Source organism: Enterobacter sp. PL_is511, assembly GCF_055816065.1.
In genome coordinates this window covers 1-12,144 of sequence record NZ_JBVPGP010000009.1, presented here as the reverse complement: position 1 = coordinate 12,144, position 12,144 = coordinate 1, and the positions used below count along the sequence as shown (strand labels likewise).

13 protein-coding genes and 1 riboswitch are annotated in these 12,144 nt (G+C 57.6%); of the genes, 6 read left to right on the top strand and 7 right to left on the bottom strand.

What is annotated here, in order from left to right; genetic code table 11:
• Position 1: 1 nt before the first annotated feature.
• The 5 genes from thiS to AC0TN7_RS00270 form a co-directional block, all read right to left on the bottom strand.
• Positions 2-202 carry a sulfur carrier protein ThiS gene (gene thiS, locus AC0TN7_RS00290; RefSeq protein ID WP_024908257.1) on the bottom strand — a complete coding sequence of 67 codons (201 nt, stop codon included), beginning with the start codon at positions 200-202 and terminating at the stop codon, positions 2-4.
• Complete coding sequence (locus AC0TN7_RS00285) at positions 186-941, bottom strand: HesA/MoeB/ThiF family protein (RefSeq protein ID WP_463727383.1); 756 nt, start codon at positions 939-941, stop codon at positions 186-188. Before AC0TN7_RS00285 ends, thiS begins: the two co-directional genes overlap by 17 nt.
• Positions 928-1,569 carry a thiamine phosphate synthase gene (gene thiE / locus AC0TN7_RS00280; RefSeq protein ID WP_463727382.1) on the bottom strand — a complete coding sequence of 214 codons (642 nt, stop codon included), beginning with the start codon at positions 1,567-1,569 and terminating at the stop codon, positions 928-930. Before thiE ends, AC0TN7_RS00285 begins: the two co-directional genes overlap by 14 nt.
• The gene (gene thiC / locus AC0TN7_RS00275; RefSeq protein ID WP_148769241.1) at positions 1,569-3,464 is read right to left on the bottom strand and encodes a phosphomethylpyrimidine synthase ThiC; all 1,896 of its coding nucleotides are present in this window, start codon (positions 3,462-3,464) and stop codon (positions 1,569-1,571) included. Before thiC ends, thiE begins: the two co-directional genes overlap by 1 nt.
• Before the next feature lie 79 nt (positions 3,465-3,543).
• Positions 3,544-3,655: riboswitch (TPP riboswitch) on the bottom strand.
• 54 nt (positions 3,656-3,709) lie between these two features.
• Entirely contained in the window at positions 3,710-4,207 is a 498-nt protein-coding gene (locus AC0TN7_RS00270; RefSeq protein WP_023334107.1) for an Rsd/AlgQ family anti-sigma factor, read from the bottom strand.
• A 95-nt stretch (positions 4,208-4,302) separates the two neighbouring features.
• On the opposite strand from AC0TN7_RS00270, the gene nudC reads away from it, so the two are divergent.
• The 6 genes from nudC to AC0TN7_RS00240 all read left to right on the top strand — a co-directional run bounded on the left by nudC (position 4,303) and on the right by AC0TN7_RS00240 (position 8,655).
• Entirely contained in the window at positions 4,303-5,076 is a 774-nt protein-coding gene (gene nudC, locus AC0TN7_RS00265; RefSeq protein ID WP_463727381.1) for an NAD(+) diphosphatase, read from the top strand.
• 38 nt (positions 5,077-5,114) lie between these two features.
• Positions 5,115-6,179: a uroporphyrinogen decarboxylase gene (hemE, locus tag AC0TN7_RS00260; RefSeq protein ID WP_024908252.1), complete on the top strand. Its 1,065-nt coding sequence runs from the start codon at positions 5,115-5,117 to the stop codon at positions 6,177-6,179.
• Positions 6,180-6,188: 9 nt separating this feature from the next.
• Positions 6,189-6,860 carry a deoxyribonuclease V gene (gene nfi, locus AC0TN7_RS00255; protein ID WP_032648402.1) on the top strand — a complete coding sequence of 224 codons (672 nt, stop codon included), beginning with the start codon at positions 6,189-6,191 and terminating at the stop codon, positions 6,858-6,860.
• Positions 6,861-6,901: 41 nt separating this feature from the next.
• Positions 6,902-7,492, top strand: a complete 591-nt coding sequence (locus AC0TN7_RS00250; protein ID WP_008503468.1) for a YjaG family protein — start codon at positions 6,902-6,904, stop codon at positions 7,490-7,492.
• Between the two features lie 186 nt (positions 7,493-7,678).
• The gene (gene hupA, locus AC0TN7_RS00245) at positions 7,679-7,951 is read left to right on the top strand and encodes a nucleoid-associated protein HU-alpha (protein WP_002445246.1); all 273 of its coding nucleotides are present in this window, start codon (positions 7,679-7,681) and stop codon (positions 7,949-7,951) included.
• 11 nt (positions 7,952-7,962) lie between these two features.
• A complete protein-coding gene (locus tag AC0TN7_RS00240) occupies positions 7,963-8,655 on the top strand; it encodes a DUF1481 domain-containing protein (protein ID WP_473701750.1) in 693 nt (230 codons plus the stop codon).
• Between the two features lie 46 nt (positions 8,656-8,701).
• Here AC0TN7_RS00240 and purD read toward each other — a convergent pair whose 3' ends face one another.
• Positions 8,702-9,994 (bottom strand): phosphoribosylamine--glycine ligase, encoded by a 1,293-nt coding sequence (gene purD, locus AC0TN7_RS00235; RefSeq protein WP_024908249.1) that lies wholly within the window; start codon positions 9,992-9,994, stop codon positions 8,702-8,704.
• A 15-nt stretch (positions 9,995-10,009) separates the two neighbouring features.
• Positions 10,010-11,599, bottom strand: a complete 1,590-nt coding sequence (purH, locus tag AC0TN7_RS00230) for a bifunctional phosphoribosylaminoimidazolecarboxamide formyltransferase/IMP cyclohydrolase (RefSeq protein WP_024908248.1) — start codon at positions 11,597-11,599, stop codon at positions 10,010-10,012.
• Positions 11,600-12,144 lie beyond the last annotated feature (545 nt).

The following is a 12,144-nucleotide window of genomic DNA, read 5'->3' as shown; positions in this document are numbered from 1 at the left end:
CTCAGCCCCCTGCGATAACCTGAAACAGCAGGATCTGGTCGCCGTCATTGACCTGCTGATGTTCCCACTGCTCGCGCGGCAGGATCTGTTGATTGAGCGCCAGCGCCGTTCCCGGCTTGAGCTGACGCAGCTTGTCGAGCAGTACCGCAACGGTGAGCCCGTCTTCGCATCTCATCGGCTCATCGTTAAACAGAATGCGCATCGCGGCCTCCACATACCGGGCAGCGGCTGGCGCGGCGTAACGCCAGCTGGCGCCAGCCGGCTGAGCGGGCATCAAACAGCCGCAGCGTATTGCGTTCCGTCTCCATGCCGCTGAGCAGCTTGATGGCTTCCAGCGCCTGCATGGTGCCCATTACGCCGACCACCGGACCCAGAATGCCCGCCGTCCGGCAGTTGCGCGCTGGCTCGGCATCATCCGGCCACAGACAGCGATAGCAGCCCTGCGTCCACGGTGGCGTCAGAACCATCATCTGCCCGCCGAACCCCACCGCGCTGGCGGTGATAAGCGGCGTATGATTTGCCACGCACGCGGCGTTGATCGCCTGGCGCGTCGCCATGTTGTCGGTACAGTCCAGCACCACGTCGGCAAGGGCGACTTCATGGTGCAGGCTTTCACCGCTAAGACGCTCCTGTAAGGCAATCAGCTCGATATCCGGGTTTAGCTGGTTCAGCCGCTGCCGGGTGATTTTTGCTTTCGGCTGGTTGATATCCTCGGTGGTAAAGAGGATTTGTCGCTGCAGGTTGCTGAGGTGAACCTCGTCGTCGTCGGCCAGCACCAGCGTACCGATGCCCGCACCTGCCAGATAAAGCGCGGCGGGCGCGCCTAATCCGCCCAGACCGACAATCAGCACCCGGCTGGCGAGCAGTTTTTGCTGGCCATCGATGGCGATATCCTCCAGCAGGATCTGACGGCTGTAGCGCATAAAATCACGATCGTTCATCGCCAGCTCCTGCCAGCTGTAACAGCTGTTCGGTGGCGGACTGCCAGTCTGCAGCCTGGGTGATGGCGCTGACGACGGCGATGCTGCCTACGCCGGTCTCCAGCACCGCCGAGGCGCGTTCAAGGCTGATTCCGCCGATGGCGACGGTGGGGTAATCGGCAAGGCGTTTAACGTGACTCGCCAGCTGCGTCAGACCCTGCGGTGCGGAGGGCATCTGCTTGGTTTGCGTCGGGAAGACGTGGCCCAGCGCGATGTAAGAGGGACGGGCCGCCAGGGCCACGTCGATCTCCATGTCATCGTGCGTTGACACGCCAAGACGCAGCCCGGCTTCACGGATAGCGCTCAGATCCGTTGTTTCCAGGTCTTCCTGACCCAGATGCACGCCGTAAGCCTGATGCTTAACGGCCAGCCGCCAGTAGTCGTTGATAAACAGGCGGGCGTTATACCGACGCCCCAGCGCGATGGCGGCAACCACATCGGCTTCCACCTCGTCATCGCGCTTATCCTTGATGCGCAGCTGGAGGGTGCGAACGCCTGCCTCCAGCAGTCGCTCTATCCACGCCACGCTGTCCACCACCGGATAGAGCCCTAAACGGTAGGGGACGGGTGGGAAATCGGGCTGGTACATTACGCCTCCTCTTTTTTGAGGTAGATTTCGCCGCCTTTGGCGCGGAAGGTTTCAGACATGTCCGCCATGCCCACTTCAATGGTTTGCGCAGCGGCGTAGTCACGCACTTCCTGGCTGATTTTCATCGAGCAGAATTTTGGCCCACACATAGAGCAGAAGTGCGCGACTTTGCCTGATTCCTGCGGCAGGGTCTCATCGTGATAGGCGCGGGCGGTGAACGGATCCAGCGCCAGGTTGAACTGGTCTTCCCAGCGGAATTCAAAGCGCGCCTTCGACATGGCGTTATCGCGGATTTGCGCCCCCGGGTGGCCTTTGGCCAGATCCGCCGCGTGGGCGGCAATTTTGTAGGTAATCAGCCCCTGCTTCACGTCCTCTTTGTTTGGCAGGCCGAGGTGCTCTTTCGGCGTCACGTAGCAGAGCATGGCGCAGCCGAACCAGCCGATCATCGCCGCGCCAATGCCTGAGGTGAAGTGGTCATAGCCCGGCGCAATATCGGTGGTCAACGGTCCCAGGGTATAGAACGGGGCCTCATGGCAGTGCTCCAGCTCTTCGGTCATGTTGCGGCGGATCATCTGCATCGGCACGTGTCCCGGGCCTTCAATCATCACCTGCACGTCATACTCCCAGGCGATTTTAGTCAGCTCGCCCAGCGTGTGCAGCTCGGCAAACTGCGCTTCGTCGTTGGCGTCGCGGATGGAGCCCGGACGCAGGCCGTCGCCCAGCGACAGGGAGACGTCATAGGCGGCGCAGATTTCGCAGATCTCGCGGAAGTGTTCATAGAGGAAGTTTTCCTGGTGATGGGACAGGCACCACTTCGCCATGATGGAACCGCCGCGCGAGACGATACCGGTCAGACGCTTCGCCGTCATCGGCACGTAGCGCAGCAGCACGCCCGCGTGAATGGTGAAGTAGTCCACGCCCTGCTCGGCTTGCTCCAGCAGCGTGTCGCGGAACGCTTCCCAGGTCAGGTCTTCGGCAATGCCGTTGACCTTCTCCAGCGCCTGATAAATCGGGACGGTGCCAATCGGTACCGGGCTGTTACGCAGGATCCATTCGCGGGTTTCGTGAATATAGCGGCCGGTGGAGAGGTCCATTACCGTGTCCGCGCCCCAGCGCGTGGACCAGACCAGCTTTTCCACCTCTTCTTCGATGGAGGAGGTCACGGCCGAGTTACCGATGTTCGCGTTGACCTTCACCAGGAAGTTGCGGCCGATAATCATCGGCTCGGATTCCGGGTGGTTAATGTTGGCGGGGATAATCGCGCGCCCGGCGGCCACTTCGTCACGCACAAACTCCGGCGTGATGTTCTCCGGCAGGCGAGCGCCAAAGCCTTCACCCGGATGCTGATAGCGCAGCACTTCGCTACGGATGCGCTCGCGACCCATGTTTTCGCGGATGGCGATGAATTCCATTTCCGGCGTGACGATGCCCTGGCGGGCGTAGTGCAGCTGGGTCACGCATTTGCCCGCTTTAGCGCGTTTTGGCGTCAGCAGGCCGGTAAAGCGCAGCTCGTCCAGACCGTCGTCGGCCAGGCGCTCTTTGGTGTACGCAGAGCTGCGCACGCTCAGTTCCTCGCAGTCGTTGCGCGCATCAATCCACGGCTGGCGCAGCTTAGCCAGACCCTGCTGGACGTTGATGGCAACATCAGGGTCGCCGTACGGACCGGAGGTGTCATACACCGGCACGGCTTCGTTGTCTTCGTACTGCGGATTCTCTTTGCTGCCGCCGATAAGCGTCGGGCTGAGCTGGATTTCGCGCATCGGGACGCGGATATCGGCCTGCGAGCCGGAAATGTAGATGCGTTTCGAGTTCGGGAAAGCGGTGCCTTCCAGGGTGTCGATGAAGTGTTGGGCCTGTGCGCGCTGTTCGCGGCGGGTCAGTTTTGCAGTAGACATAGCTCATTCCAAAAGTGAAGGACATGGCTTGTCAGACGACGGATGAAGCAAGAGAGGATCGCCCGGGGAGCGATACAACAGCAGTGTGACTCTTGTTCCCTTCGCAGGTATTAGCCTGATCAGGTTCCGCGGATCCCGAATTAACGGTCTCAGCCCGCGCTTTCAGGCGCTGGGCACTCCGACAAGAAAAATCCCCCTCGTGAGAGGGGCGAATGGTTGTAAATTACTCGTTAACGGTGAAGAACTCAAGCAGGGCGCGCGACGTTCTCTTCGTTACTGATGTTCAAATCATTGTCCAGCACGAGGGCGATCAGCTTATCTTCCAGCGTGAATCGCTCTTCCAGCGCTTCACCGAGGTCGGATAGCGCCCGCTGAAACTCAAGATAGTTATCGTGATCGATGGCGTTCTCGAGCGCGGAATCATAGTAATCCATGATCTGCTGGGTGTTGGCTTCCAGCAGCGGATAGAGCTTGCTGGCTGCTAAATACGGTGTTGTCCCTTCCATTTCGCGGATAATGCGTTCATAAATATTGAAATGGCCGTCGGACAGATAGTCGACCAGGCCCTGACAAAAATCATCCAGCGCTTTTTCATTCAGTCGCATAAACGATTCTTTGCCAGGCTTAATGCCGACCAGATTGTAATAAGCCACGAGTAGATGCTTGCGCACATGTAGCCAGCGATCCACCAGTTTGTTACTTCCTCTAACGCGCTCAGTCAGGCTTTCCAGCTGGTTTAACATGGTCGACTCCGCAAAATGTAGGATTGAATCTGCTTATCCAGAATGTAACCACAATGCTAACAACATGTCAGTGAAGCGAAGGTAGTGCAATAGATATGGATCGTATTATTGAAAAATCAGATCTTGGTTGGTGGATCGTCAGTCACGAACAAAAATTATGGCTCCCTGCCGGGGAAATCCCCTATGGCGCAGCTGAGACGTTTGATCTTGCTGGCCAGCCAGCGCTACAGATCGGCGAGTGGCAGGGTGAGCCCGTGTGGTTGATCCAACAGCCCCGCCGCCAGGATATGGGATCTGTGCGCCAGGTGCTGGATCTGGATGTCGGGCTGTTCCAGCTGGCGGGGCGCGGCGTGCAGCTGGCGGAGTTTTACCGCTCGCATAAATACTGCGGCTATTGCGGCCATACCATGCGTCCGAGCAAAACCGAGTGGGCGATGCTCTGCAACCACTGCCGCGAACGCTACTATCCGCAGATTGCGCCGTGCATCATCGTCGCTATCCGCCGGGAGGATTCCATCCTGCTGGCGCAGCATACCCGTCATCGCAACGGCGTTCATACCGTGCTGGCCGGCTTCGTCGAAGTGGGCGAAACGCTGGAGCAGGCGGTGGCGCGCGAGGTGATGGAGGAGAGCGGGATCAAAGTGAAGAACCTGCGCTACGTCACTTCCCAGCCGTGGCCGTTCCCACAGTCGCTGATGACGGCCTTTATGGCCGAATATGACAGCGGCGAGATCGTTATCGATCAGAAAGAGCTGCTGGATGCGAACTGGTATCGCTACGACGATTTACCGCTGTTACCTCCGCCGGGCACCGTGGCGCGTCGGCTGATAGAAGATACCGTGGCGATATGTCGGGCCGAGTATGAGTAGTGTTACACTGAGGCCATGACGCTTAAGGAACTGCAAAAATGACCGAACTGAAGAACGATCGTTATCTGCGTGCGCTGCTGCGCCAGCCCGTTGATGTCACCCCGGTGTGGATGATGCGCCAGGCGGGACGCTATCTGCCAGAGTACAAAGCCACGCGCGCGCAGGCGGGCGATTTTATGTCGCTGTGCAAAAACGCCGAGCTGGCCTGCGAAGTGACGCTCCAGCCGCTGCGCCGCTTCCCGCTGGATGCTGCGATCCTCTTCTCGGATATTCTGACCATTCCGGATGCCATGGGCCTTGGCCTGTACTTCGAAACCGGTGAAGGCCCGCGTTTCACCTCTCCGATCAAAAGCAAAGCCGACGTGGACAAGCTGCCGATCCCCGATCCGGAAGGCGAGCTGGGCTACGTGATGAACGCCGTACGCACCATTCGCCGCGAGCTGAAAGGCGAAGTGCCGCTGATTGGCTTCTCCGGCAGCCCGTGGACGCTGGCGACCTATATGGTTGAAGGGGGCAGCAGCAAAGCCTTCACCCTGATTAAAAAGATGATGTACGCCGAGCCGCTGGCCCTGCATGCGCTGCTCGACAAGCTGGCGAAGAGCGTCACCCTCTATCTGAACGCGCAGATTAAGGCGGGTGCGCAGTCGGTGATGATTTTCGATACCTGGGGCGGTGTGCTGACCGGGCGCGATTATCAACAGTTCTCCCTGTATTACATGCACAAAATCGTAGACGGCCTGCTGCGTGAAAACGAAGGTCGCCGCGTGCCGGTGACGCTGTTCACTAAAGGTGGCGGTCAGTGGCTGGAAGCGATGGCGGCAACCGGCTGCGACGCGCTGGGCCTCGACTGGACCACCGATATTGCCGATGCGCGTCGTCGCGTGGGTGACAAAGTGGCGCTGCAGGGCAACATGGACCCGTCCATGCTCTATGCGCCGCCAGCCCGCATTGAAGAAGAAGTGTCGACTATACTGTCTGGTTTCGGCCAGGGGGAAGGCCACGTCTTTAACCTCGGCCACGGTATTCATCAGGATGTACCGCCAGAGCACGCAGGCGTATTTGTGGAGGCGGTGCATCGGCTTTCTGCCCAGTATCACAAGTAAGGAGTCGTTATGGATCTCGCGTCGCTACGCGCTCAACAAATCGAACTGGCCTCATCGGTGATCCGCGAGGATCGTCTGGATAAGGATCCTCCGCAGTACATTGGCGGAGCAGACGTCGGGTTCGAGCAGGGTGGGGAAGTTACGCGAGCGGCGATGGTGGTACTGAAATACCCTTCGCTTGAGCTGGTGGAGTACAAGGTCGCGCGTATCGCGACCACCATGCCGTATATCCCGGGCTTTCTCTCCTTCCGCGAATATCCCGCGCTGCTGGCAGCGTGGGAGCAGCTCTCGCAAAAACCTGACCTGCTGTTTGTCGATGGGCATGGGATCTCACACCCGCGCCGTTTAGGCGTTGCCAGCCACTTTGGGCTGCTGGTGGATGTGCCGACCATTGGCGTTGCCAAGAAACGCCTGTGCGGCGCGTTTGAGCCACTCTCCGCCGAGCCGGGCGCGCTTGCGCCGCTTATCCATAAAGGCGAGCAACTGGCGTGGGTCTGGCGCAGCAAGGCTCGCTGTAATCCGCTGTTCATCGCCACCGGCCATCGGGTGAGCATGGACAGCGCTCTGGCGTGGGTACAGCGCTGCATGAACGGCTACCGCTTACCGGAGCCGACGCGCTGGGCTGACGCGGTGGCCTCTTCGCGTCCGGCTTTTGTTCGTTGGCAGGAAATTCAGCGGTGATTCAGGTAAACTGCGCCTAATTTTCGATTCGAGAGATCATCATGCTACAAAACCCGATTCACCTGCGCCTTGAAAAGCTGGAAAGCTGGCAGCACGTCACCTTTATGGCTTGCCTGTGCGAGCGCATGTATCCCAACTATGCCGCGTTCTGTAAGCAGACGGGCTTTGGTGATGGCCATATCTACCGCCGCATTCTGGATCTGATCTGGGAAACGCTGACGGTGAAAGACGCGAAAGTGAATTTCGACTCTCAGCTCGAAAAGCTCGAAGAGGCGATTCCGGTGGCGGATGATTTTGACCTGTACGGTGTCTACCCGGCGATTGATGCCTGTGTGGCGTTAAGCGAACTGCTTCACTCCCGTCTGAGCGGTGAAACGCTGGAGCACGCTATTGAAGTCAGTAAGGCATCTATTACGACCGTGGCGATGCTGGAAATGACCCAGGAAGGTCGCGAAATGACCGATGAAGAACTGCGTGCAAACCCGGCCGTTGAGCAAGAATGGGACATTCAGTGGGAAATTTTCCGCCTGCTGGCAGAGTGTGAAGAACGCGATATTGAATTGATAAAAGGGCTGCGCGCGGACTTACGTGAGGCCGGTGAGAGTAATATTGGTATAATTTTTAACCAATGAGATAAGAAAACTTGAGATAACGCCCGTTTTGTCGCTCCTCGACTCTTCCCTTTCGCCCCTTGTCTGGTCTACATTTGGGGGGCGAAAAAAAGTGGCTATCGGTGCGTGTATGCAGGAGAGTGCTTTTTTGGCATTTTCGTCGCACTCGATGCTTAGCAAGCGATAAACACATTGAAAGGATAACTTATGAACAAGACTCAACTGATTGATGTAATTGCGGACAAGGCTGATCTGTCTAAAGTGCAGGCTAAAGCTGCTCTGGAATCTACCCTGGCTGCTATTACTGAGTCTCTGAAAGAAGGCGATGCTGTACAACTGGTTGGTTTCGGTACCTTCAAAGTGAACCACCGCGCTGAGCGTACTGGCCGCAACCCGCAGACCGGTAAAGAAATCAAAATCGCCGCAGCGAACGTGCCGGCATTTGTTTCTGGTAAAGCACTGAAAGACGCAGTTAAGTAAGACGCGTGGCAGTGAACAGTTTTAGCGAAGGGGCGGCAACGCCCCTTTTGTCTTTCTGGCGCGGAACGCTCGCGCTGGCAGGCATGCTGCTGCTGTCCGCCTGCAGCCACGACACCTCCCTGCCGCCGTTTACCGCCAGCGGCTACGCGGACAACCAGGGTGCAGTCAGGATCTGGCGCAAAGATTCCGGCGGCGAAGTGCATCTGCTTTCTGCCTTTAGCCCGTGGCATAACGGCAATACGTCGACGGCGGAATATCGCTGGCAGGGAAATGACCTGTCGCTGATTGAACTGAACGTCTACAGCAAGACCCCCGAACACGTGAAAGTGCGTTTTGACGACCATGGCGAGCTGAGCTTTATGCAGCGCGAAGTCAGTGGTCAAAAACAGCAGCTTTCCAGCGATCAAATCGCCCTCTACCGTTATCGTGCCGAACAAATTCGCCAGACCAGCGATGCGCTTCGTCTGGGACGCGTTGTGCTGCGCCAGGGGCGCTGGCATAACGACGGGACGGTAACCACCTGCGAAGGGCAAACGGTCAAGCCTGAGCTTGAATCCTGGGCGACCGAACACATTCAACGCCGTCAGCGTCATTCCTCAATGGAAGTGAGTGTGGCGTGGCTGGAAGCGCCGGAAGGCTCTCAGCTGCTGCTGGTGGCGAACGAAGACTTCTGTACCTGGCAGCCGACAGAGAAGAGTTTTTGAGGTAAATCCCCTCTCCCTTGAGGGAGAGGGTGAGGGCGAGGAGGAATTACTCCCCCTGCTCGCGCGCAATCGCGCGATAGCCGATATCCTGACGGCTAAAGCTACCGTTCCAGTGAATATCCGCCATCAGCGCATAGGCGCGCTTCTGCGCTTCTGCCACGGTATGACCCAGCGCGGTCGCACACAGCACGCGTCCGCCGTTGGTCAGAACGCGATCGTCTTCAGCCAGCTTCGTACCGGCATGGAACACCTTCGCACCGTCAATCTCTTCCAGCGGCAGACCGTGGATCTCATCCCCGGTGTTGTAATTACCCGGATAACCACCCGCAGCAATCACCACACCCAGAGATGCACGCTCGTCCCACTCTGACGTTTTCTCGTCCAGCTTGCCTTCGCAGGCTGCCAGACACAGATCCACCAGATCGGATTTCATGCGCAGCATGATGGGCTGCGTTTCCGGATCGCCAAAGCGGCAGTTGAATTCGATGACCTTAGGGTTACCCTGCTTGTCGATCATCAGGCCCGCGTAGAGGAAACCGGTGTAGGTGTTACCTTCAGCCGCCATCCCTTTCACGGTTGGCCAGATGACGCGATCCATGGTGCGTTGATGAACTTCGTCAGTCACGACCGGAGCAGGGGAGTAGGCGCCCATCCCGCCGGTATTAGGACCCGTGTCGCCATTACCCACACGCTTGTGGTCCTGGCTGGTGGCCATCGGCAGAACGTGCTCGCCGTCGACCATCACGATAAAGCTGGCTTCTTCACCGTCGAGGAACTCTTCAATCACGATACGGTGGCCCGCATCGCCGAAAGCGTTACCTGCCAGCATGTCCTGAACCGCGGCTTCGGCTTCTTCGAGCGTCATCGCGACGATCACGCCTTTACCGGCGGCCAGACCGTCGGCCTTGATAACAATCGGCGCGCCCTTCTCACGTAAGTAGGCCAGAGCAGGCTCCACTTCAGTGAAATTCTGATATTCCGCCGTCGGGATATTATGACGCGCGAGGAAATCTTTGGTGAAGGCTTTGGAGCCTTCCAGCTGCGCGGCCCCTTGTGTTGGCCCGAAGATTGTCAGGCCCGCCGCGCGGAACGCGTCAACGACGCCAATCACCAGCGGCGCTTCCGGGCCGACAATGGTCAGGTCGATTTTCTCGCTCTGGGCAAAACTCAGCAGCGCCGGAATGTCAGTCACGCCGATAGCCACGTTCTGCAGCGCGGGTTCCAGTGCGGTACCGGCGTTGCCCGGTGCCACGAAGACCGTTTTCACCAGCGGAGACTGCGCCGCTTTCCACGCCAGCGCGTGCTCGCGTCCGCCGTTACCAATTACTAATACTTTCATTTTCAGCTCCGGGAATTAATGGCGGAAGTGGCGCATGTCGGTGAAGATCATCGCAATGCCGTGTTCGTCGGCGGCGGCAATCACTTCGTCGTCGCGGATTGAGCCGCCAGGCTGGATCACACAGGTGATGCCGACAGCAGCTGCCGCATCGATACCGTCACGGAACGGGAAGAACGCGTCAGAAGCCATGGCGGAGCCTTTCACTTCCAGACCTTCATCGCCTGCTTTAATGCCCGCGATTTTCGCGGAGTAGACGCGGCTCATCTGGCCAGCACCTATTCCGATGGTCATATTCTCTTTCGCGTAGACAATGGCGTTGGATTTGACGAACTTCGCCACTTTCCAGCAGAACAGCGCGTCACGCAGCTCCTGTACGCTCGGCTGACGTTTGGTCACCACGCGCAGATCGGCTTCTGTCACCATACCCAGATCGCGATCCTGAACCAGTAGGCCGCCGTTGACACGCTTGAAGTCCAGGCCCGGCACGCGTTCTGCCCACTGGCCGCAAACCAGTACGCGTACGTTCTGTTTTGCCGCGGTAATTTTGAGCGCCTCTTCGGATGCGGATGGCGCGATGATCACTTCAACGAACTGGCGGGAGATGATGGCCTGAGCCGTTTCAGCATCCAGCTCGCGGTTGAAGGCGATAATGCCGCCGAACGCGGAGGTTGGGTCGGTTTTGTAGGCGCGATCGTAGGCATCCAGAATAGAGGTGCTCACGGCAACGCCGCATGGGTTCGCGTGCTTGACGATAACGCAGGCCGGCTCGCTGAACTCTTTCACGCATTCCAGCGCGGCGTCGGTGTCGGCAATGTTGTTATAGGAGAGGGCTTTGCCCTGAACCTGCTGAGCGGTCGCAACAGAGGCTTCTTTTACCTCTTCTTCTATATAGAAGGCTGCCTGCTGGTGGCTGTTCTCACCGTAACGCATATCCTGCTTCTTAATGAAGTTCAGGTTCAGGGTGCGCGGGAAGCGGCCGGAAGGATCTTTGCTTTCACCGTGGTAAGCCGGTACCAGGCTACCGAAGTAGTTGGCGATCATGCTGTCGTACGCCGCGGTGTGTTCGAAGGCTTTGATGGCGAGGTCGAAACGCGTTTCCAGGGTCAGCGACCCTTCGTTAGCGTCCATCTCATTAATAATGGTGGTGTAATCACTGCTCTTTACCACGATGGCGACATCTTTATGGTTCTTGGCTGCAGAGCGCACCATGGTCGGGCCGCCGATATCAATGTTCTCTACAGCATCTTCCAGAGAGCAGCCTTCGCGGGCAACGGTCTGGGCAAACGGGTAGAGGTTAACGACAACCATGTCGATCGGCGCGATGTCGTGCTGTTCCATAATGGCGTCGTCCTGGCCGCGACGGCCAAGAATACCGCCGTGGACTTTCGGATGCAGGGTTTTGACGCGTCCATCCATCATTTCCGGGAAACCGGTGTAATCGGACACTTCGGTTACCGGCAGACCTTTATCTGCTAACAGGCGAGCGGTTCCACCTGTGGAAAGCAGCTCCACACCGCGTGTAGAAAGTGCCTGAGCGAATTCGACGATACCGGCTTTATCAGAAACACTGAGCAGAGCGCGGCGGACTGGACGACGTTGTTGCATGGTAAATCCCCTGGATTTCACGATTACAGAGAGCGTTAGATGAATTTTCCTGTGAAAAACTCATCTAACACACCTGACGAGGCATCCTTGTTAAGCGCGAGCATTTTAACGAAAACGTTTGCGCAACGCTCGCACATTTTTACTTTTTCGTATCATTGTGGATAAGTCTGTGCGTAAAAAGGTATAAGGCGGGGTTTTGCTGTGGAATGCAGCAGTCAGTCATTTTTCTGTCATTTAGCGGTTGCGGCCTGCGGAGAACTCCCTATAATGCGCCTCCATCGACACGGCGGATGTGAATCACTTCACAAACAACCCGGTCGGTTGAAGAGAAAAAATCCTGAAATAACGGGTTGACTCTGAAAGAGGAAAGCGTAATATACGCCACCTCGCAACGGTGAGCGAAAGCCGCGTTGCACTGCTCTTTAACAATTTATCAGACAATCTGTGTGGGCACTCAAAGTGACATGGATTCTTAATGTCTTCGGACAATAAATGAATACCAAGTCTCTGAGTGAACATACGTAATTCATTACGAAGTTTAATTC